Here is a 20,769-nt window from a genome sequence, read left to right on the forward strand (position 1 = left end):
CGGCGTGATTCAGCGGGCGGCGGTCAGAACCACTTGTCCTTGTACTCGCACTGCACCGGCTCCGTGACGATGTTCGTCACGAGGCCGAGCGAGACGATGCCGACGGCGTCGTCGTACGCGGCCGGGTCTGGGTCGTCGCCGCTCCAGGCGGCGAGCGAGACGCCGAGTTCGGTGTGCCAGTCGTGGACCGTGACGAGCCACTCCCCGGGGAGTTCGCCGTCGTCGCCGGTGGAGACGAGCCGGAACAGGTACTTGAACGTCGTGTCCTCGCGGTCGCTGACGTCGCTGCCGGCGTCGAAGCCGGGGACCTGCGGCGTCCCGAACAGCTGGACGAGCCGGTACAGGACGGTGCCGATGTCGTCGTCCGCGCCCGGCGTGTCCGTCGGGTCCGGCACCAGCTCCACGTACACGTCGTTGCGCTCCTCCGCGACGTTCCACTCTTCGATCCGTTCGCCGTCGTCGAACCGGGACTCGATTTCGTCTCGGCTCACCGGGACGAGCGTGAACTCCTCCAGTTCCTCCAGCGGCGGCACTTCGTCGTGGTTCCGAATGTCGACCGCCATGGTCAGTATGCGAACGACATGAAGCCGCGGCCGCCGAGGTAGCCGACGACGATTGCGGCGATACCGGACGCCGTCACGGTGAGCGCTTCGGTGTTCGAGACCCCCGTCAGTCCGTTCATGTCGAAGTAGAGCGTGATTCCGACGAGAACGAAGATGTAGCCGACGACGAGCCCGATGACGCCGACGCCGAGCGAGAGAACCCCGAGCGGGCCGACCAGTGAATCAGGCACGCGCTGTTGCACCGACATGGGTGTCCGACACACCGGCTTCCGCTGCCTTATATCTCTCGTTACTCCCTCTCACGCGACAGTACACCACGGCCGACCGACGCCGCCCACAGGTCCGGTCTAGTTCGGTCTACTCCGGCCCAGTCCGCTCCAGTTCGGTCTACTCCGGTCCAGCCCGGTCCGCTCCGGTCCGGTCAGGTCGGGTCAGGTCTCTCGGTGTTCTGTGTCGTCTCGGCCCTCGCGGTCGACGCCGTCAGCGTCGCCGTCAGCGTCGCGGTGGCGGTCGCGTTCGGCGTCGCCCGGCGCAGCGTCGCCCAGCGGGCTCAGCTGCGGGTCGAACGACGACTCGTCGGCCGCGGCCGCCGACCCGGACGCGCCGGCCGCGTCGGTGGCGGACGGCTCCGGCGTCGACGACGCGGCCGCCTGTCCGGACTGCGCGTCGTCGTCCGCCTGGTCGCTGAGCAGGCCGCGCCGCTCCGCGACGGGACGCCGTGCCCGGTAGCCGACCAGCACCAGCGCCGCGCCGCCGACGAACTGGATGACGGCCGGCGCCGACGTCACCGCGACCTCGCCGGTCACCAGCGAGATGTGCAGCGCCTCTCCGACGAGGAGCGCGCCGACGACGAGACAGACCGTGCTGAGGAGACTGAGGAGTCGCGTCGAGACCATACGTGGCGTCGGCGGCCCGGAACCAAAAGCGTCCCGCGACCGCGCCGATTCGGGCCGACTCGAACCGGGCTATCCGTCGCCGTGCTCGTCGACGATGACGACCTCGCCGTCCTCGACGGTGACGTTGATGAGCGTCTTCACGTCGTAGTCCGTGTCGTCGAGCTGGTTCGGCCCCGCCTTCTTGATGACCGCGACGACGTCGACGGGGTCGGCGCCAATGTGGGTGAGTGCGTCGAGAATCGCCTTCATCGTCCCGCCGGTCGACAGCACGTCGTCGAGCACCAGCACCTTGTCGCCCTCGAAGACGTCGTTGATGTACATCTCGGACTCCGAATAGCCGGTCTCCTGGGACAGCGACACCTCGCCGTCCAGTCCGTACTCGCGCTTCCGGATGACGACCAGCGGGATGTCCGTCATCAGCGACAGCGCCGTCGAGATGTGGATGCCCATCGCCGCGGGCGTCACGATCTTATCCACCTCCTCCAGTTCGGCCTTCCGAATGATTCGGATGACGATTTCGCGGAGCAGCTCCGGCTCCAGCATCGGCACGCCGTCGCTGATCGGGTGGACGAAGTACTGGTAGTCGCCTTTCTCGATGATGGGCGCGTCGAGCAGGGACTGGCGCAGTTGGTCCATGTCGCGGATACTCCAAGCTCGGGGTAAAAGACTGCGGATTCACTCGAGCAGCCCCCCGGGCTCTGCCCCCTGCGTCGTGAGCGCGGTTCGCTCGGCTGTCCCGGCGCTTCTGTTTCCTCAACATCTAAGTCGGCGTCGGCCGACCGTTCGGTCGTGCTCGAAACCGTCCTTGCCGTCGTCTTTCTCCCGTTCGTGGGGGCGGCGCTCACCCCGGCCGTCTACCGGGTGCTCGGCGAGCGCACCGCCTACTACGCGGCGGCCGTCGCGGCAGTCTGTCTCGGGCTGGTCGCCCGGCTGTACGCGGCGGGCGTCCACCTGCACGGCGGCACGCGCTACGCGGTCGAGTGGGTGCCGTCGCTCGGCGTCTCGCTCGGCTTCTACGTCGACGGGCTGGCGCTGCTCATCGCCGTGCTCGCCTCCGGCGTCGGCGTCCTCATCCTCACCTACTCCGGCGGCTACATGCACGGCGAGTCGGGGCAGATGAAGTACTACGCGACGCTGCTCGCGTTCATGGGGTCGATGCTCGGCGTCGCGCTCGCCGCCGACCTGTTCGCGCTGTTCACGTTCTGGGAGCTGACGAGCCTCTCGTCGTTCGTCCTCATCGGCCACTACACCGGCGAGGAGTCGTCGCAGTACGCCGCCCGGAAGTCGATGCTCATCACGGTGTCCGGCGGCCTGTTCATGCTCGTCGGCTTCCTCGCGCTCGCGTGGGCGGGCGGCACGACCACGATTGCCGGGCCGGGGTCGCTGCTCGCGAACGCCGGCGAAACCGCCGCGACGCTCCGCGACGCCGGCATGCTCGTCCCGGTGCTGCTGCTGTTGACCGTCGGCGCGGCCACCAAGTCCGCGCAGGTCCCGTTCCACGTCTGGCTGCCGAACGCGATGGAGGCGCCGACGCCGGTGTCGGCGTTCCTGCACTCCGCGACGATGGTGAAAGCCGGCGTCTACCTCGTCGGCCGCTTCCGGCCGTTCTTCGTCTCCGCGGCGGAGGGCGAAGCCGCGGACGCGGCGCACGCTGCTGCGTCGGGGCTCGCCGCGCTCCCCGAGTGGACGCTCGTGTTGACGACGCTCGGGCTGCTCACCATGACCGTCGCCGCGGTGCTCGCGGTGCAGTCCACCGACATCAAAGAGTTGCTCGCGTACTCGACGGCGTCCCACCTCGGCCTCATCGTCGCCGGCTACGGCGCCGCCAACACCTACGGCGCGGAGACCGGCGCGTTCCACATCCTGAACCACGCGTCGTTCAAGGCCGCGCTGTTCCTCGTCGCCGGCATCGTGGCACACGAGGCCGGCACCCGCAGCATCGACGAACTCAGCGGGCTCCGGCACGACCTCCCGGTCACCGCCGTCGTCGCCGGACTGGCGTCGCTGTCGATGGCCGGAATTCCGCCGTTCAACGGCTTCTACTCCAAGGAGCTGCTGTTCGAGGCGACGTACGAACTCGGTCACGCGGTCGGCGGCCTCGCGTGGCTGTTCCCCGTCGTCGCCGTCGCCGGGTCGGTGTTCACCTTCCTCTACTCCGTGAAGGTCCTCTCGCTGTTCCTCGGCGACCGCAACGAGGCGCTCGGGGACGTCCACCGGCCGCCGCTCGCGATGCTCGCGCCGCCGGTGGTGCTCGGCGTCGTCGTCGCCGTCGTCAGCGTCTCCCCGCAGACCGCCGTCGACCTGCTCGTGCAGTCGGTGTACGAGAGCAGCGTCGCCGGTCACGGCCACGACATCCACGTCGGCCTCCCGACCGAGTTGACGCCGCCGGTCGCGATGAGCGCGGTCACCATCGGCGTCGGCGCGCTGCTGTGGCCGCAGTACGACCGCGTCCACGACGCCGTCCGGTCGCTGCTCGCCGGCCCGGTGCGCGCGAACTGGTGGTACGACAACGGCGTCGACGGGCTGACCGCGGCGTCCAAGCGCGTCACGCCGACGGTGCAGACCGGGCTCGTCCGGACGTACGTCGCGTGGGGGCTCGCCGCCACGGCGGCGCTGGCGCTCGGCGGCTACGTCGTCGCCGGCGTCTCGCTCCCGGCGTTCGCCGTCGCCGACGGCATGACGCCGGCGCTCGTGCTGGTGCTTCTGGTCGCGCTCGTCGGCGCGTACGCGGTGACGGACGCGCCGTCGCACGTCGCCGGCGTCCTGACGCTGTCGATTCTCGGGTTCATGGTCGCCATCTTCTACATCCTCGCGGACGCGCCCGACCTCGCGCTGACGCAGCTGGTCGTGGAGACGCTGGTGCTCGTCATCTTCCTGCTCGTCCTCGACCGGCTCCCGGCGTTCTACGGCGAAGCCGACCGGTTCACGGTCGCTCGCGACACGGTGCTGTCGGTCGGCGTCGGCGCCACCGTGTTCCTGACGGTCGTGTTCGCGACGGCCGGGTCGCCCGACAGCATCGCCGGGACGCTCGTCGAGAAAGCCGGGCTGCCGCCGGGCGAACACCACGCGTCGTTCTTCACGGACTACGGCGGCGGCGCGAACGTCGTCAACGTCATCCTCGTCGACCTCCGCGCGTTCGACACCATGGGCGAAATCTCGGTGGTCGCCATGGCCGCGCTGGCCGTGTTGACGCTCGTCCGGATGCGCGACAGAGGTGAGACGCAGTGACCGACCGGACCCTCCGGGCCGACGGCGGCGAGCCGGCGGACGGGAACGTCCCGGACGGCGCCGAGTCCGCGGAGCCGACCGCGCCGGGCCGGTCGTACGAGCGCCGGACCACGGTCATCTCGCGGACGGTCGTCAGAATCGTCGTCCCCATCATCCTGGTGACGGCGGTCGCGCTGCTGCTGCAGGGCCACAATCAGCCCGGCGGCGGCTTCATCGGCGCGGTCCTCACCGTGACGGCGTTCGTGCTGGTGTACGTCGTCTTCGGCCTCGAGTTCCTGCAGTCCGACCTGCTCGCGGTTCGCGGCAGCGCCGACTCGGCGCACCCGCCCGTCGAGTACTACCGGTGGCTGTTCTCCGCCGGCCTCGCGCTCGCCGCCGGCGCCGGGCTCGTCCCGGTGCTGGTCGGCGAAGGCTTCCTGACGCAGGGCGTCCTGCTGCTGCACGGCGTCCCGCTGTACGGCGAGTTCGAGGTGGCGTCGGCGTTCGCGTTCGACCTCGGCGTGTTCTTCGCCGTCGTCGGCGGACTGCTCACCATCGTCGGGGAGGTGGGAAGCGAATGACGCAGTGGATTCTCGCCGCGGTGCTCGGCACGCTGTTCGCGCTCGGCACGTTCCTCGTGCTGCGCCGCGACGTCGTCCGCGTCGTTTGGGGCGTCTCCATCATCTCGCAGGCCGCGAACGTCTACCTCGTCACGATGGGCGGCTTCTCGGGCGCCGCGCCCATCGGCCACTTCGGCGCGAACCCGGAGCCGGCGCCGACGGACCCGCTGGTGCAGGCGCTCGTGCTCACCGCCATCGTCATCGGCTTCGGGACCACCGCGCTCGCGCTCGTGTTGACGTACCGCGTCTACGAGGAGCACGGCACAATCGACACCTTCGACCTCGGCCGCACTGACCGGGGGGAGAACCAATGACGAACACCATCGTAATCGCGCCGCTGCTGGTCGCGCTCGGCACCGCCATCCTGACGCTGCTCACCCGGTTCGACGGCCGGGTCGAACGCGCCGTCAGCCTGCTCGGCGGCGCAGCATACCTCGTCGCCGTCGCGGCGCTGTTCAACAGAATCGTCCTCGAACCGGCGAACCCCGCGGCGGTCCCGTACTACGTCTCGAACTGGCCGGCGCCGTTCGGCATCACGCTCGTCGCCGACGCGCTGTCGGCGTTCATGCTCGGCGTCGCCGGGCTGGTCGCGCTGCCGGCGCTCGTGTACGCCACGGTGTACATCGACGAGGTCGGTCAGCGGCTGTCGTTCCACCCGCTGTTCCACTTCATGCTCGTCGGCGTCTCCGGCGCGTTCCTCACCGGCGACGTGTTCAACCTCTTCGTCTGGTTCGAGGTGATGCTGATGTCGAGCTACGTGCTCGTGCTGTTCTACTCGGGGCCGACGCACACCCGCGCCGCGCTCACCTACGTCGTGTTGAACCTCGTCGGGAGCGCCGTCATGCTCGTCGCCATCGGCGGGCTGTACGCGACGACCGGCACGCTCAACATGGCCGACATGGCGGTGCGGCTCGCCCACCCGGCGGCGTACGACGTCGAACTGGCGCCGACGCTCGGCCTCGGCGCGCTGCTGCTCGCCGTGTTCGCGCTGAAAGCCGGCGTCGTCCCGTTCCACTTCTGGGTGCCGTCGGCGTACCGCGCCGCGCCGGCCCCGGTGACCGCGGTGCTCGCAGGCGTCGTCAAGAAGGTCGGCGTGTACGCCGTCATCCGGCTGTTCTTCACCGTGTTCGGCGGCGCCGCCTACGCCGACGCCTCGACGTTCGGCTACCTCGCGCCCGTGCTGTTCGTGATGGCGACGGCGTCCATCGTCTACGGCGGCGTCGGCGCCGTCGGCCGCGAGGACGTCGACGGACTGCTCGCGTTCTCCAGCATCGGCCAGGTCGGCTTCATCGTGCTGCCGCTGTCGGTCGCGATGGCCGCGCCGACGGCGTCGACGGCGTTCTTCGGCGGGTCGACGCTCGCCGTCCTCGGCGTCGCCGCGGCGCTCGTGTACGCGTTCAACCACGCGGTCGCGAAGTCGCTGCTGTTCTTGGTGTCCGGCGCCATCTACACCGCGGTCGGAACCACCGAGTTCGACCGGCTCGGCGGCCTCGCGCGGCGCGCCCCGCTGCTCGCCGCGGCGTTCCTGCTCGGCGCGCTGTCGCTCGTCGGGCTGCCGCCGCTCGTCGGCTTCTTCGGGAAACTGCTCGTGTTCCGCGTCGCCACGGAGGCGACCGCCGCGGGCGTCGCCGGCGCGCTCGCGCCGGCCGCGCTCGCGGTCGCGCTCGTCGGCGCCGTGCTCACCATCGCGTACGTCACGCGCGCCTGGAACGCCGTCTTCTGGGGTGAGCCGAGCGACACCGTCGACGCCGTGCTGCCCGCCCGGTGGGCCGGCGGCGGCGGCGCGGCGGCGACCGACGGCGGCAGCGTCGCGGCACCGCGCCGCGCGCTCGCCGTGCAGGTCACCGTCGTCGTCGCGCTCGCGCTGTGTCTCGTCGGCTTCGGCGTCGGCGTCGAGTTCGTCGTCGACGCCGCCGGCCACGCCGCCCGCGCCGCGACCGATACCGCCGGCTACGTCGACGCGGTCGACCCGTCGCTGCCCGCCGCAGGCGACGGAGGTGGGCACTGATGGCGGACGTCAACTGGCGCCGCGTGCTGTTGAACGCGGCGGGGTTCACGCTGCTGTGGCTGGTGGTCCGCGGCGTCCCGCTGTGGCCGCCCGGCACCGCCGCAATCCGCGTCGCCGAGGAGGGCCTCATCGGCGTCGCGGTGTCGCTGCCGGTCGCGTACGGCCTCCGGCGCTTCTACAGCGGCCGGCCGACCGCGCGGAGCCTCAGCGCCGTCCCGTACGCTGCGCTGTACGTGCTCGCGTTCGTGAAGGAGCTGCTGGTCGCGAACCTCTCGGTCGCGCGGCTGGTCGTCAGCCCGTCGATGCCCATCGACCCGGCGGTCGTCGAAGTGCCGCTGCGCGTCGAGTCGGACGCCGCCGTCACCACCATCGCGAACAGCATCACGCTCACCCCCGGAACCCTGACGATGGACTACAACGCCGACAGAAACAGCCTGTACGTGCACAGCATCAGCGGCGACGACATCCTCGAACCCGTCCGGGTGTGGGAGGACTACGCGCTCGTCGTGTTCAACGAAGAACTGAAGCCCGGCGACCCGGTTCCCGGCCCGGACGCGGCGCAGGGCGACGACGCCGGCGCGGCCGACGAACACGTCGAGCCTCGCGGAGGTGACACCGATGAGTGACCCGCTCGCGCTGCTGTTGGAGGCCGCGCTGGCGCTGTCGGCGGCGCTGACGCTCGCCGTCGGCTACCGCGTCATCGTCGGCCCGACGACGCCCGACCGCGTCGTCGCGCTCGACGTCATCGGGACGAACGTCGTCGCCATCGCGCTGCTGTACGCGATGCTCACCGGCGCCGGCTTCTTCGTCGACGTCAGCATCGTACTCGCCATCATCGGCTTTATCAGCACCGTCACCGTCGCGCGGTACGTGACGGAGGGGGACATCATCGAATGACCGCCGCTGCCTCCGGCGCGGCCGCCGCGCCCTCGCCGGTCGTCTCCGCGGTGATTGCCGTGCTCGTCGTCGTCGGCGCCGCGTTCCTGACGGTCGGGACCGTCGGGCTGCTCCGGCTCCCGAACGTCTACAACCGGCTGCACGCGACCTCGAAAGCGACGACGCTCGGCGCGTCCAGCATCGCGCTCGCCACGTGGGCGTACTTCGGCCCGGGCGGCGACGGCCTGAAGGCGCTGGTCACCATCCTGTTCCTGTTCCTGACCGCGCCGACCGGCGCGCACATGATTTCGCGGGCCGCCCAGCGGATGGGCGTCGAGTTCGAACCGCAGGTCCGCTGGCCCGGCGCGGCCGACGAACAAGTCGAAGAGCCGGCCGACGACTGACGCGTCCACGGTGACGCGGAACCAGTCCGCGTCGCACCGACGCTGCTAACTCTGCGAGGCGTCGCCGCCGCGCTACGCCGCGTCGCCGAGTTCCGCTTCGAGCTCCGCGGCGACCCGGACGCCGAGGCCGAGTTTCGACCCGCGGAACTCCGCGGCGTCGTCCTCGCGAACCAGCAGGGCTCGGGTGGTCTCCGCGCCCATCACGGAGGCGTCGTTCGCGACGACGAACGAGAGGTCGGCGCGGCGGAGCGTCGCCCGGGCGCGCTCCACCATCGCGTCGTCGTCGCCTTCGGACTCCGCCTTGAAGCCGACGACCGCGAGCTCCGGGTACGCCTCCCGCACCGTATCGATGAGTTTCGGCGTCGGCGCGAGTTCGAGCGTCAGCGACTCCTGGCCGGACCGGATTTTCTCCGGGGCGGCGTCGACGGTGTAATCGGAGATGGCGGCCGCCGAGACCAGCGCGTCGGCGTCGGCGCAGGCCGCCACGGCGGCGTCGGTCATCTCCGCGGCGGACTCCACGTCGACGACGTCGGCGTACGGCACGTCGCCGTCGTCGTGCAGCAGCGTCACGTCCGCGCCGGCGGCGTAGCAGGCGCGGGCGACCGCGCGGCCGGTCCGGCCGGACGCCCGGTTCGTGAGGACGCGAATCGGGTCGACGCGCTCGCTGGTCGCTCCGGAGGTGACGACGATTCGTCGGCCGTCGAGCGGGCGGTCGCCGGCCGCGCGGGCGACGTCGCTGACGATGGCCTCCTCGGTCGCGATTTTGGCTTTCCCCTCCTCGACGCGCGGGTCGACGAAGTCGACGCCCCACGACTCGACGCGGTCGATGGCGTCGAGGACGCCGGGGTGGTCGTACATGGGTTCGTGCATCGCCGGCGCCACCACGACGGGGACGTCGGCGCCGAGCGCGGTCGTCGCGCACGTCGTCACCGGCGAGTCGTCGACGGCGGCCGCGACCTTCCCGACGGTGTTCGCGGTCGCCGGCGCCACCACGAACACGTCGGCCCAGCCGTCCCGGCCGCAGAGGTCGACGTGTTCGACGCCGCCCGTGATCTCCGTGACGACGTCGCTGTCGGTGGCGAACTCGACGGCCCACGGGTGGACGATGCTGCGCGCGGCGTCGGTCATCACGGCCCGGACCGAGGCGTCGTGCCGCCGCAGTTCGTGCGCCAACTCGACGGTTTTCACCGCCGCGATGCTGCCGGTCACGCCGAGCGCGACGTTGGTGTCAGCGAGGAGTTCGCCCATACGTGGCCCCGGTTCGCGCGACGCCGTGTTAAATCGTGGCCGTCCCGGGCGGCCCGGTCAGTCGGCGCCGTCGCCGGACGCCGCGTCGGCGTCGGCGCCGGTGCCTGTATCGCTGTCGTCGCTTCCGGCGTCCCGTGCGTCGCCGCTGTCCGCGGCAGCCGTCCAGTCGTCGAGGCGGCCGCGGTCGTCGTCGACGAGGCTCGGGTGGGTGCGCTGGCGGTCGCCGTGCGGCTCCGCGAAGAACGACCGCATCGTCTCGCGCGACTCGCGCTGGCGGCGGGCCTGCTCGGCCGGCCCGATCTCCTCACAGCCCGGCGGGACGTCGCGGCCGCGGTCGGAGAAGTAGCCCTCTGGGACGACCCAGTCGTGGTAGAACGGCACGTCGCTGTCGTGGATCAGCGTGATTGCGGCGTCGGCGCCGTGGCCGGCAGCGACGACGGCCTGGTGGTACTCCTCCGCGAGCCGGCCGGCGACGTAGACGCCGTCGACCGACGTGCGGCCGTGGTCGTCGGCGTCGACGTACCGCTTGCTGCCGGCGTCGCGGATTTCGACGCCGAGTCCGTCCAGGTAGTCGGCGTCGGACCACGACGCCGCGACGACCCGGGCTGTCGTCACGGACTTCGGCCCGCCTGAGTCGTCCGTGACCGCCACCGAGAATCCGTCCTCGACGTCGCCGTCGACGTCGGTGACGCGGCCTGATTCCAGCGTCGCGCCGTTCCGCTCGGCCTGCTCGCGCAGCATGTCGGCGAACAGCCGCGGGTTCACGCCGGCCGGGAACCCGGGGACGTTTTCGAGGTGCGCGTTCCGCCGCAGGATGGACTCTCCGCCGGTGACGACGAGCGTTCGGAAGTCTGCGCGGGCGGTGTACGTCGCGGCGGTGAGGCCGGCGACGCCGCCGCCGGCGACCACGACGTCGTAGGCCGCGTCGGTGTCGAGCGCGCTCATGCTCGGCCGTCCCCGCGCGGCTCCGTTGCGGTTTCGGTTCCGGTCGACCGCGCGTCCGCACAGCGCACCCGGACCAGTCCGGCGTCGACGCCGCCGGGGACCAGCCGAACCGTGACGGCGAAGCCGGCGTCCTCGACCGCCGCCTTGACGAACTGTACGCCGAACCGGGACGGGAGCCGCCGCCGGAGTTCGACCGCGAGCGGCAGCGTCGGCAGGTGGCCGGTCGGTTCGGCGAGCGCGTACCCCGACAGCGACACGCGGTGTTCGCGGCCGCGTCGCCGCCGGCTGGCGCCGTCCCACTCGGCCGCCGCGCGCTCCACGTCCGCCTCGGCGACGAGCCCGTGCCGGCTGAGCGCGCCGACGGCGTCGCCGACGGGGGTCGCGGTGTCGACGGTGCCGCGCTCCGCCGCGGCCGCCGCGACCAACTCCGGCGTCTCGGAGGCCGGGACGCGGCCGTCGATTTCGGTGGTCACGGCCCACAGCAGCGTCCGCGCGAGCGCCGGCCGCGCCGTCACCGGCGCCAGCGTGCGGTAGGTGTCGAGCGCCGCGGCCTCGACGCCCCCGCGGTCGAACACGTCGAGCGCGTCGAGCAGCGCACCGACGAGCCGGTGGCACGCCTCGCCGTCCTCGGCGGAGGGCGAGGCGTGGCCGAGCCGCCGAGCCACGAGGTCGTACTGCTGTACCGCGGGGTCGTATCGGCCGAGCAGCCGACGGAACCGTTCGGCCGCGCGCGCGGCGGCCGTGGCGTCGGCCCGGTCCGCGAACCGGAGCCCCGACACCGGGACCGGTCGGTCGCCGCTGTCCGGACACGCGACCACGTACGCGCCGGTCGCGCTGGCGAGCGACTCCACGCGCCGCCGAACCGTCGCGAGTTCGCCGTGCATTAGGCTAGCCTAAAACGAGGTCGGGGCAAGTAGTTTCCGGTCACGGACGGAGCGATGTACCGGTTCGTTCGGCGGCGGCGACGCCGTCAGCCAGCGGTCGTCGCAGACCGGTCGCTACGGATTCGTTCGTTCGGCGACGGCGACAGTGCGGTCCTCGCCTCCGAGGTCAGTCGTCGCCGTCGCCGGAGACGAGGGTTTCGGCCTGCCGCTCGCGGGCGCGTTCGACGAACTCGTCGGGAAGCTCGTCGATTTCGCCGGCCTGCACCCCCCAGAGTTTGGCGTACAGGCCGTCCGCTTCGAGGAGTTCACCGTGGTCGCCGCGTTCGACGACCGCGCCGTCTTCCAGCACCAGAATCTCGTCGGCGTCTTTCACCGTCGAGAGGCGGTGGGCGATGACGAACGTGGTGCGGTCGGCCGAGAGCCGGTCGAGGCTGCGCTGAATCAGCATCTCGGTCTCCGTGTCGACGTCGGACGTCGCCTCGTCGAGCACGAGGACGTCAGGCTCCTGCAGCATCGTCCGGGCGATGGAGAGCCGCTGGCGCTGCCCACCGGAGAGTTTCACGCCCCGCTCGCCGATTTCGGTGTCGTACCCCTTCGGGAGGTTCGTGATGAACTCGTGCGCCTCGGCGGCGTTGGCGGCCTCCCGGACCGCCTCGTCGGCGGCGTCAAACCGGCCGTACCGGATGTTCTCCGCGACGGTGCCGTCGAACAGGTAGGCGTCCTGACTGACGTAGCCGACCGCACTCCGCAGGCTGCTGGCGGTCACGTCACGGACGTCGTGGCCGTCGACGCGGATGGCGCCGCCGTCGACGTCGTACAGCCGGAGCAGCAGCTTCAGCAGCGTCGACTTCCCGGCGCCGGTCGGGCCGACGAGCGCCACCGTCTCCCCGGGGTCGACGTCGAACGTCACGTCCCGCAGTATCCGTTCGCCGTCGTCGTCGTACCGGAAGTCGACGTGGTCGTACTCGACGCGACCCTCGACGTCCGTCAGGTCGACTGCGTCCGGCTCGTCGGTGACGCGCCGCGGGATGTCCTGCAGCCCGAACACCCGTTCGCTTGACGCCTTCGCGTTCTCGTACTGCGAGACGATGGTGGACACCTCCGACAACGGCGTCACGAACCGCTGGGTGAGAAGCAGGAACGTCACGAACGCGCCGCTGCTCAGTTCGCCCGTCAGCGGCCCGGGCCCGGAGCCCTGAATCAGCCAGAGCCCGCCGACGACGAACGTGACGGCGAACGAGACGCCGGCGAGCAGCTCCATCCCGGGCCGGTAGACGTAGTTCAGCCGAAGCATCGCCAGCGTCCGCTCGAAGTACGTGTGCGAGGCGTCCCTCACCCGGTCGGTCTCGTACGACTCGGTCCCGGCGGTCTTCACGAGCTGGACGCCGCCGAGGGCGTTCTCCAGCCGCGTGTTCAGGTCGCCGACCGCGTCGCGCTGTGCGGCGTACCGCGGCTCCACCTTCTTCATGAACCAGTACGTGAACAGCACCATCCCCGGCACCGCGACGAGCGTCAGCGCGGCGAGCTGCCAGTTCTCCGCGAACAGCACGACGCCGATGCCGACGAGCATCACGCCGAGCCGGACCGAGTTCTGTAGCGCGTCGTCGAGGAACCGCTCCAGGTTCGTCGCGTCGTTGTTCAGCACCGACATCACTTCGCCGGTCTGCTTGTCGTCGAAGAACCACATGTCCAGCTCCTGCATCTTCGCGTACGAGTCCGTCCTGACGGCGTGCATCACGCGGTGCGCGAAGTTGTTCGCGGCGACGCCGTACACCCACGTCAGCACCGCCGTCACGACGAACGACCCCGCGATGATGCCCGCGGACAGCCAGAACTGCCCGACGTCGTCCGTCGGCAGCATCCCCGCCGGCACCAGCGGCAGCGTGTACGGCGCATTGCCGTCGAACACGCTGTCGATGGCGACGCCGAGGACGAGCGGCGGCAGCAGGCTCGCGCCGCGGGCGATGACGTTCGCGGTCATCCCGACGACCAGCCACGGCCACTCGTCGGTGCCGTACTCCACGAACAGCCGGTACAGCGGCCGCTCCACGCGGTCGCGGTAGACGTCGAACGCGCTCTCCTCCGCCGCGCTCATTCGTTACGAATCGAAACTCGACGGACGCTCTTAGTTACGGCGTTTCCCGCGCAATCGGCGGTGAATCTCGGGGCGGGAGTCGACGTGGCGACCGAGGCAGTTCCGGCTGTGCCGGCCTGTGGTCGCTCGTCCGTTCACGCGATGCCGGCGGCTCCCTCTCAGTCGTCGTCGCCGCGGGCGTCGCCGTCGGCTTCGTCGAGGGCGCGGCGCGGCGTGACGGTCGGGCCGTCCGGGCCGAAGCCGACGTCCGCCTCGACGCCGAAGACGTCCCGCAGCAGGTCGTCGGTGACGACCTCGTCCGGCGGCCCCCAGTCGTACGGCTCGCCGTCGCGGAGCGCGACGAGGTTGTCGGCGAACCGCGCCGCCTGCCCGATGTCGTGGAGCACGACGGCGACGGTGACGCCGCGGGCCTCGTTCAGCTCCCTGACGGCGTCGAGGACGCGGAGCTGGTGGTGCAAGTCGAGGTACGTCGTCGGCTCGTCCAGCAGCAGCACGTCCGTCTCCTGTGCGAGCACCATCGCGAGCCACGCGAGCTGCTTCTGGCCGCCGGAGAGGTCGCCGACCGGCCGGTCCGCGAGGTGCGTGACGCCGACCCGCTCGATTGCGCGCTCCACCGCGCGCTCGTCCTCCTCGGAGGTGCGCTCGAAGAAGCCGCGGTGCGGGTACCGGCCGTGCATCGCGAGGTCGCGGACCGTCGTCGACGACGGCGCCGTGTTCTCCTGTGAGAGCATCCCGAGCTCCTTCGCCAGCGCCTTCGTATCGAACGACTGAACGTCGTCGCCGTCGAGCAGCACCGAGCCTCGGTCCGGCTTCATCTCCGCGGACATCGCGCGCAGCAGCGTCGACTTTCCGGAGCCGTTCGGGCCGACCAGCGCCGTCACTTCGCCCTCCGGGACGACGACCGTCTCGGCGTCGACGACCGGGTCGTCGTCGCCGTACGACAGCGAGATGTCCTCGACGAACAGCTCCGGCCCCGTCGACTCCGCGAGTTCGGCGTCGACGACGTCGACGTTCCCCGCGTCCGCGTCGGCTGCCGACGCCGCGGCGCTCGCCGCAGACGTCGCCTCCGCGGACTGGCCGTCCGTCGCGGTTCGTTCGTCGCGGTTCGTTCCGTCCGTCTCCGAGTCACCGGAGGTGTCTTCGTACGTGCTCATAGGTCACCGAGTGCGTCCGTTTTCCGCATCAGGTACAGGAAGTACGGGCCGCCGACCAGCCCGGTCACGATGCCGACCGGGAGCTGCGCCGGGCTGAGCGCCAGCCGCGCGCCCACGTCCGCCACCGTCAACAGCGCCGGCCCGGCGAACAGGCAGCCCACGACGAGCCGCTTGTAGTCGCTGCCGACGAGCTGGCGCACCATGTGCGGGACGATGAGCCCGATGAAGCCGACGATGCCGGCGGCGGCGATGGCGGCGGCCGCCGCGAGGATGGCGACGCCGGACAGCATGAACCGCGCCCGCTCGACCCGCATGCCGAGCGACCGCGCGGTCCGCTCGCCGAGTAGCAGGACGTTGAGCTGGCGCGCGCCGACGAGCGCGGCCGCCATCGAGATGACGGTCCACGGCAGAATCATCCGGACCTGCTCCCAGTCCACGCCGGTGAGCGACCCGGTCGTCCACGCGATGGCCGTCTGGACGACGCCGAGGTCGTCGGCGAAGAAGAACAGCCCCGTCTGGAGCGACTGGAACACCGTCGAGACGATGACGCCGGCGAGGACGAGCCGCACCGGGTTGGTTCCGCCCTTCCACGCGATGGCGTACACCAGCAGGAACGCGGCGGCGCCGCCGAGCGCGGCGACCACCGGAAGCAGCGACGCGAGGCCGCTGAACACGACGAGCGTCAACAGAATCGCGAGGCCGGCGCCGGAGGAGACGCCGAGGATGTACGGGGACGCGAGTTCGTTCCGCGTCACCGCCTGGAAGATGGCGCCGGAGACCGAGAGGTTCGCGCCGACGAACATCGCGACGATGACGCGCGGCATCCGAATCTGCCAGACGATGAGCGTCTCCTTCGACATCTCCACTTCGGCGGTCGAGAGCCCGAGGAACCGCGCGACGTCGGTGCCGAAGCCGTCCCCGAGGAACAGCCGTAACAGCACCTGCGGGTTCGTCCAGACCACCGGGTCGAACACCGACGCCCACACGGTCCCGAGGCTCATCGTGAACGCCCCGAAGCTCACCTGCACCAGCCCGGCGAGCACCGTGATGGCGGTGGCCCCGACGACGAGCGAGACCAGCGACGCGTCGAACCAACTCAGCCACTCGCGGAGGTCCCCGGCCCGCAACGAGCGGTTTCCGCCGGCCATCTACTGCTCACCCACGTACCGACAGTCCATGTGATTTAGGCACCCCTAATCAGTCAAAAGGCCTTCGGTACGGCCGGGGGTGGCTGGGCGGACCCGGTGGTGGTGAGTCGCGTCGACGGGCAGAAAAAGCGGCGGACGGGAGGGGCCGTGTGCGCAGCGGTGCGTCGGCGGTCCGGAGCGGCTGTCGTCGTGCGTCCGAACTCAGACCTCGCCGGCGACGATGTCGGCGACGCGCTGGCGGTCGAACAGCTGCTCGTCGACGCCGTACACTTGGCTCGCCGCGCGCTCCGTGAGCACGAGGTTCGAAATCGGGCCCTGGTAGAGCGGGCCGCCGCGGTAGACGTCGCCGTTCTGCACCGCGGTCAGTTTGCTCGCCACGTCGTGTTGCTTCATGAACGCGACGACGGTGTTCTGGAACTCCTCGGCGGTCTTCGCCTCCTGGCCGCGCATCAGGATGACCTCCGGGTCGATCTCCAGCATCGTCTCGAAGTCGATGGCGCCGCGGCTCGCGTGGAAGTCCTTCACGTCGCTGTTGGCGAGCGCGTCTTTCACCTTCAGGTCGCGCCACTGCTTGAAGCTCGTGCCGCCGCTCATCACGTACGGGTAGAACTTCTCGGGCTTGTCGCCGCTCCCCCAGAACACCGCGGCGGCGGGCCGCTCGGACCGCGGCGGGACGACGGGCGCGAGCTTCGCCTGGAAATCCGCGTGAAGCTGTTCGAACGCCTCGAAGCGGTCGGTGCGCTGGAACACCTGCGCGAGCTTCTCGAACGCCTGATACAGGGTGTAGTAGCGGTAGTCCTCGTGCCAGCCGTAGCTCCGCGAGAAGATGCTGTTTCCGAAGAACGGTCCGACCTCGGATTCGATCTGGTCGACGTCGCTCTGCTCCCAGCTGCCGCGGTTCAGCAGGAAGTTCGGATCCATGACGTGGACGTCGGCGTCCATCGCGAAGAACGACTCCTTGCTGACGCCGCCGCTCCCCCACAGCTTCTTGATGCTGCCGGCGTCGACGCTGACGCCCGGGATCTCGTCGTAGTACTGCGTGTGGTAGCGGCTCGGCAGCCAGACGCCCTTCGGCGCGTCGAGCCCGAGCGCGACTCCCATGTCCGCCCAGCTGCCGTTGTTGGCGGCCCACGTCTGCGGGACGTCCTCGAACGTCACTTCGCCCATCGGCTCGATGGAGACGGAGTAGCTCGTGTCCTCGGGCGTCGCCGTCGGCGTGTCGTCCGCCGAGTCCGTCGGCGTGTCCTCGGCCGTCGGGGAGCTGTTCTGGCCCGCGGAGTCTGTGCAGCCGGCGAGGCCGGCGGTCAGTGCACCGGCGCCGATGCCGATGAAGTCTCGTCGTCGCATATGGTTTTGGCATCCCTAAAGGGTGATAAGCCCGTCGGTTTTTCGGCCGGCCTAATCAGAGGTGGTTCGCGCGCGGACAGGAAGGCGACGCTCGCAGCGACGGTACTGGAGTTCGGAACGCTGATACGCCGCGGGCCAATCTACCGGTGTAATGAGTGGCGGGACGGGCTCGATGCGCGTCATCATCATCGGCGCCGGACAGGTGGGTGAATCGATCGCCGCGGACCTCGCGGACGCCCACGACGTCGTCGTGGTCGAACAGGACCCCGAGGTCTGTGACGAACTCACCTACCGGCTCGACGTGCTGACCGTCAACGGCGACGGAACGTCGGTGTCGACGCTGGAGGAGGCGGGCGTCGAGAACGCCGACATGGTCGTCGCCTCCACCGACGACGACGAGACCAACATCGTCGCCTGCTCGACGGTCAAAGCGACCAGCGACGCGTTCACCATCGCGCGCATCAAGAACACGGAGTACCTCCACACGTGGGAGCGGTCCGGCACCGCCTTCGGCATCGACTTCATGGTGTGTACGAACCTGCTCGCCGCCGAGTCCATCGTCCGCGTCATCGGGCTTCCCGCCGCCCGCGACGTCGACCCGTTCGCCGAAGGCACCGTCCAGATGGCGGAGTTCGAAGTGGTCGCGGACAGCCCGATAGCCGACCAGACGGTCCGGGAGGCCGACCGGTTCGAGTCGCTGACGTTCGCCGCCCTCCTCAGCGACGACGAAGTCGTCATCCCGCGCGGGGAGACCCGCATCGAGGTCGGCGACCGCGTCGTCGTCATCGGCAGCCCCGAGAGCGTCCGGGCGTTCGCCGCCGACGTCGCCCCCGCGGAGAGCATCGGGAAAGACGAGGACGTCGTCATCGTCGGCGGCTCCGAGGTCGGCTACCACATCGCGCGACTGCTCGGCGAACGCGGCTTCTCGCCGCGCCTCATCGAAAACGACCCCGAACGCGCCCGCGCGCTCGCCGAAGAACTCCCGCGGACCGTCGTCCTGGAGTCTGACGCGACCGACGTCGGCTTTCTCGAACGCGAACACGTCGGGGAGGCCGACGTGCTCGTCAGCACGCTCGACTCCGACGAGAAGAACCTGCTGTCGTGTCTGCTCGGGAAGCGACTCGGCGTCGAACGGACCGTCGCCGTCGTCGACCAGACCGCCTACGTCGGGCTGTTCGAGACGGTCGGCGTCGACATCGGCGTCAGCCCGCGCGCCGTCGTCGCCGAGGAAATCACGCGGTTCACCCGCGAGGGCGGCGCCGAGAACGTCGCCATCATCGAGTCCGACCGCGCCGAAGTGATGGAGGTGGAGGTCGACGAGGAGAGCGCGCTCGCTCACCGCCCCATCTCGGAGTCGATACAGGACTTCCCGGACTGTCTCGTCATCGGCGCCATCACCCGCGACGGAGAACTGGTGGTGCCGCGCGGCGACACCGTCATCGAACCCGGCGACCACGTCGTCGTCTTCTTCGAGAGCGGCGTCGCCGATAGGGTCACGGCGAAGCTATGACCGCCCACGGCCCGGCGACGACCCCCCGTCTTCGACGGCCGACCCGGGCGGCCGCGACGCCGGAGCGGCAGTTTCAAACCGCGGGCGCCCGCCACCCCCGCCAGTGAAGATTCGCGTCGACTACCGGGCGAGCCTGAGTCTGGTCGGCAGCGTGCTCCGCTACCTCGCGGTCCCGCTCGCCGCGCCGTTGCTCGTGTCGCTGTACTACGGCGAACCGGTCGCGCCGTTCGTCGTCACCGCGGCCGTCACCGTGGGCGTCGGCTCGGCGCTCGAACGCCTCGACCCCGACCCGGACCTCGGCGCGCGCGAAGGCTTCCTGATGGTGTCCGTGACGTGGTTCGCGGTCGCCTGCGTCGGCGCGGTCCCGTACCTCGTCGAGGCGCACGGCGTCCCGGGCGTCACCGCCGCGGCCCGTCCCGCCTCGACGCTCGCGAACCCGGCGAACGCGCTGTTCGAGTCCATGTCCGGGTTCACGACGACCGGCGCGACGGTGCTCGGCGACATCTCGTTCGACGGCCACACCCACGGCGTCCTGCTGTGGCGCCAGCTCACCCAGTGGCTCGGCGGAATGGGTATCGTCGTGCTCGCGGTCGCCATCCTCCCGGAACTGTCGGTCGGCGGCGCACAGCTCATGGACGCCGAGGCACCGGGGCCCGGCATCGAGAAGCTGACGCCGCGCATCGCCGAGACCGCCCGGGTGCTGTGGGGAGCGTACGTCGGATTCACGGTCCTGGAGATGACGCTGCTGTTCGGGCTGCACCTCGGCGGGCTCGCGCCGGCGCTCGACGGGGTCGCCGCCGGAACGGACCACGCTGCGGCGCTGTACAGCGCCGTGGCCCACGCGCTGACCACGATGCCGACCGGCGGGTTCTCGCCCGAGGCGCGGAGCATCGAGGCGTTCTCCGCGGCGGTGCAGTGGGTCATCATCCCGTTCATGGTCGTCGCCGGGACGAACTTCGCGCTGTTCTGGCACGCGCTCACCGGCGATCCGCGGCGGCTGTTCGAAGACGAGGAGTTCCGGTTTTACGGCGGCGTCATGGCCGTCCTGACCGCGCTGGTCGCCGTGCTGCTGTTCACCGGCGGCGGCCTCGTCGACGCCGCGCCGGCGGACGGAACGTACGACGCGCAGTACCTCGCACGGTGGACCGGGATGCTTGTCGGTCACGTCGAACCGGCGGTGCGGCACGCCGCGTTCCAAGTGGTCTCAATCGTCACGACCACCGGCTACGCCAGCATGGACTTCAACGCCTGGAGCCAGCCGGCGCAGTACGTCCTGCTGGTCGCGATGTTCGTCGGCGGCTCCGCCGGGTCGACGGGCGGCGCAATCAAGATGGTCCGGTGGTACGTCATCCTCAAGTCCATCCGCCGGGAGCTGTTCACGACCGCTCACCCGAACGCGGTCCGGCCGGTCAGGCTGAACGGCCGCGCGCTCGACGAACGCGCCGTCCGCGGCATCTACGCGTTCACCGTCCTCTACATCGTCCTGTTCTTCGCCGGCGGCCTGGTGCTGTTCCTCGACGCGGTCAGAGTCGGGATCCACCTGTCGACGCTGGAGGCGATGAGCGCCGCCGCGTCGACGCTCGGCAACGTCGGCCCCGGCTTCGGCGTCGTCGGGCCGATGGGGAGCTACCTCTCGTTTTCGAACGTCTCGAAACTGTTCATGGTCCTTTTGATGTGGTTCGGGCGGCTCGAAATCCTGCCCGTCCTGGTGTGTCTCACCCCGGAGTACTGGCGTCGCTGACCGTCGGCTCGCTCCGCGTAACGTTTTAGTCCGGCCTCCGAAAGGATAGATTAGATGGAGAGACGCTGCGGCGTCGAGGTTCCTGACGGATCCCTGACAACGCTGGTGACGATGACGATGACG

Annotated in this window: 20 protein-coding genes; 9 read left to right on the forward strand and 11 right to left on the reverse strand. The window is 70.4% G+C overall.

Going from position 1 to position 20,769, the window contains the following annotated elements; all coding sequences use genetic code 11:
• Positions 1-23: 23 nt before the first annotated feature.
• From ACQUST_RS11480 to hpt, 4 genes are all read right to left on the reverse strand, one after another.
• Complete coding sequence (locus ACQUST_RS11480; RefSeq protein WP_435128465.1) at positions 24-563, reverse strand: hypothetical protein; 540 nt, start codon at positions 561-563, stop codon at positions 24-26.
• A gap of 2 nt (positions 564-565) precedes the next feature.
• Positions 566-811, reverse strand: a complete 246-nt coding sequence (locus ACQUST_RS11485; RefSeq protein WP_435128468.1) for a hypothetical protein — start codon at positions 809-811, stop codon at positions 566-568.
• A gap of 183 nt (positions 812-994) precedes the next feature.
• Positions 995-1,459, reverse strand: a complete 465-nt coding sequence (locus ACQUST_RS11490) for a hypothetical protein (protein WP_435128471.1) — start codon at positions 1,457-1,459, stop codon at positions 995-997.
• Between the two features lie 69 nt (positions 1,460-1,528).
• On the reverse strand, positions 1,529-2,095 hold the full coding sequence (hpt, locus tag ACQUST_RS11495) for a hypoxanthine/guanine phosphoribosyltransferase (RefSeq protein WP_435128473.1): 567 nt from the start codon (positions 2,093-2,095) through the stop codon (positions 1,529-1,531).
• Between the two features lie 153 nt (positions 2,096-2,248).
• On the opposite strand from hpt, the gene mbhE reads away from it, so the two are divergent.
• From mbhE to mnhG, 7 genes are all read left to right on the forward strand, one after another.
• The gene (gene mbhE / locus ACQUST_RS11500; RefSeq protein ID WP_435128476.1) at positions 2,249-4,687 is read left to right on the forward strand and encodes a hydrogen gas-evolving membrane-bound hydrogenase subunit E; all 2,439 of its coding nucleotides are present in this window, start codon (positions 2,249-2,251) and stop codon (positions 4,685-4,687) included.
• A gap of 116 nt (positions 4,688-4,803) precedes the next feature.
• Positions 4,804-5,247 carry an MnhB domain-containing protein gene (locus tag ACQUST_RS11505; protein ID WP_435129343.1) on the forward strand — a complete coding sequence of 148 codons (444 nt, stop codon included), beginning with the start codon at positions 4,804-4,806 and terminating at the stop codon, positions 5,245-5,247.
• Positions 5,244-5,600 carry a sodium:proton antiporter gene (locus ACQUST_RS11510; RefSeq protein WP_435128479.1) on the forward strand — a complete coding sequence of 119 codons (357 nt, stop codon included), beginning with the start codon at positions 5,244-5,246 and terminating at the stop codon, positions 5,598-5,600. The genes ACQUST_RS11505 and ACQUST_RS11510 overlap by 4 nt, the downstream gene beginning before the upstream one ends.
• A complete protein-coding gene (locus ACQUST_RS11515; RefSeq protein WP_435128482.1) occupies positions 5,597-7,294 on the forward strand; it encodes a complex I subunit 5 family protein in 1,698 nt (565 codons plus the stop codon). Before ACQUST_RS11510 ends, ACQUST_RS11515 begins: the two co-directional genes overlap by 4 nt.
• Complete coding sequence (locus ACQUST_RS11520) at positions 7,294-7,920, forward strand: Na+/H+ antiporter subunit E (RefSeq protein ID WP_435128485.1); 627 nt, start codon at positions 7,294-7,296, stop codon at positions 7,918-7,920. The genes ACQUST_RS11515 and ACQUST_RS11520 overlap by 1 nt, the downstream gene beginning before the upstream one ends.
• Positions 7,913-8,191 carry a monovalent cation/H+ antiporter complex subunit F gene (locus tag ACQUST_RS11525; RefSeq protein WP_435128488.1) on the forward strand — a complete coding sequence of 93 codons (279 nt, stop codon included), beginning with the start codon at positions 7,913-7,915 and terminating at the stop codon, positions 8,189-8,191. Before ACQUST_RS11520 ends, ACQUST_RS11525 begins: the two co-directional genes overlap by 8 nt.
• Positions 8,188-8,574, forward strand: a complete 387-nt coding sequence (gene mnhG, locus ACQUST_RS11530; protein WP_435128491.1) for a monovalent cation/H(+) antiporter subunit G — start codon at positions 8,188-8,190, stop codon at positions 8,572-8,574. The genes ACQUST_RS11525 and mnhG overlap by 4 nt, the downstream gene beginning before the upstream one ends.
• Before the next feature lie 72 nt (positions 8,575-8,646).
• Here the strand turns inward: mnhG and coaBC are convergent, their stop codons facing one another.
• The 7 genes from coaBC to ACQUST_RS11565 all read right to left on the reverse strand — a co-directional run bounded on the left by coaBC (position 8,647) and on the right by ACQUST_RS11565 (position 17,395).
• Entirely contained in the window at positions 8,647-9,822 is a 1,176-nt protein-coding gene (gene coaBC / locus ACQUST_RS11535) for a bifunctional phosphopantothenoylcysteine decarboxylase/phosphopantothenate--cysteine ligase CoaBC (protein ID WP_435128493.1), read from the reverse strand.
• Positions 9,823-9,879: 57 nt separating this feature from the next.
• Positions 9,880-10,767 carry an FAD-binding protein gene (locus tag ACQUST_RS11540; RefSeq protein ID WP_435128496.1) on the reverse strand — a complete coding sequence of 296 codons (888 nt, stop codon included), beginning with the start codon at positions 10,765-10,767 and terminating at the stop codon, positions 9,880-9,882.
• The gene (locus tag ACQUST_RS11545) at positions 10,764-11,651 is read right to left on the reverse strand and encodes a DUF7551 domain-containing protein (RefSeq protein WP_435128499.1); all 888 of its coding nucleotides are present in this window, start codon (positions 11,649-11,651) and stop codon (positions 10,764-10,766) included. The genes ACQUST_RS11540 and ACQUST_RS11545 overlap by 4 nt, the downstream gene beginning before the upstream one ends.
• A gap of 166 nt (positions 11,652-11,817) precedes the next feature.
• Positions 11,818-13,746: an ABC transporter ATP-binding protein gene (locus ACQUST_RS11550; protein ID WP_435128502.1), complete on the reverse strand. Its 1,929-nt coding sequence runs from the start codon at positions 13,744-13,746 to the stop codon at positions 11,818-11,820.
• A gap of 158 nt (positions 13,747-13,904) precedes the next feature.
• Positions 13,905-14,900 (reverse strand): ABC transporter ATP-binding protein, encoded by a 996-nt coding sequence (locus ACQUST_RS11555; protein ID WP_435128505.1) that lies wholly within the window; start codon positions 14,898-14,900, stop codon positions 13,905-13,907.
• Positions 14,897-16,048, reverse strand: a complete 1,152-nt coding sequence (locus tag ACQUST_RS11560; RefSeq protein ID WP_435128508.1) for a FecCD family ABC transporter permease — start codon at positions 16,046-16,048, stop codon at positions 14,897-14,899. Before ACQUST_RS11560 ends, ACQUST_RS11555 begins: the two co-directional genes overlap by 4 nt.
• 201 nt (positions 16,049-16,249) lie before the next feature.
• Positions 16,250-17,395: an ABC transporter substrate-binding protein gene (locus ACQUST_RS11565; RefSeq protein ID WP_435128511.1), complete on the reverse strand. Its 1,146-nt coding sequence runs from the start codon at positions 17,393-17,395 to the stop codon at positions 16,250-16,252.
• Between the two features lie 172 nt (positions 17,396-17,567).
• Between ACQUST_RS11565 and trkA the strand changes: the two genes are divergently transcribed.
• Together trkA and ACQUST_RS11575 are read left to right on the forward strand one after the other, a co-directional pair.
• Positions 17,568-18,905, forward strand: coding sequence for a Trk system potassium transporter TrkA (trkA, locus tag ACQUST_RS11570; protein ID WP_435129346.1), 1,338 nt, complete (start codon positions 17,568-17,570; stop codon positions 18,903-18,905).
• A gap of 103 nt (positions 18,906-19,008) precedes the next feature.
• Positions 19,009-20,646 (forward strand): TrkH family potassium uptake protein, encoded by a 1,638-nt coding sequence (locus ACQUST_RS11575; RefSeq protein ID WP_435128514.1) that lies wholly within the window; start codon positions 19,009-19,011, stop codon positions 20,644-20,646.
• Positions 20,647-20,769 lie beyond the last annotated feature (123 nt).

The organism is Halobaculum sp. D14 (assembly GCF_051195135.1).
Taxonomy (GTDB): domain Archaea; phylum Halobacteriota; class Halobacteria; order Halobacteriales; family Haloferacaceae; genus JBNTKA01.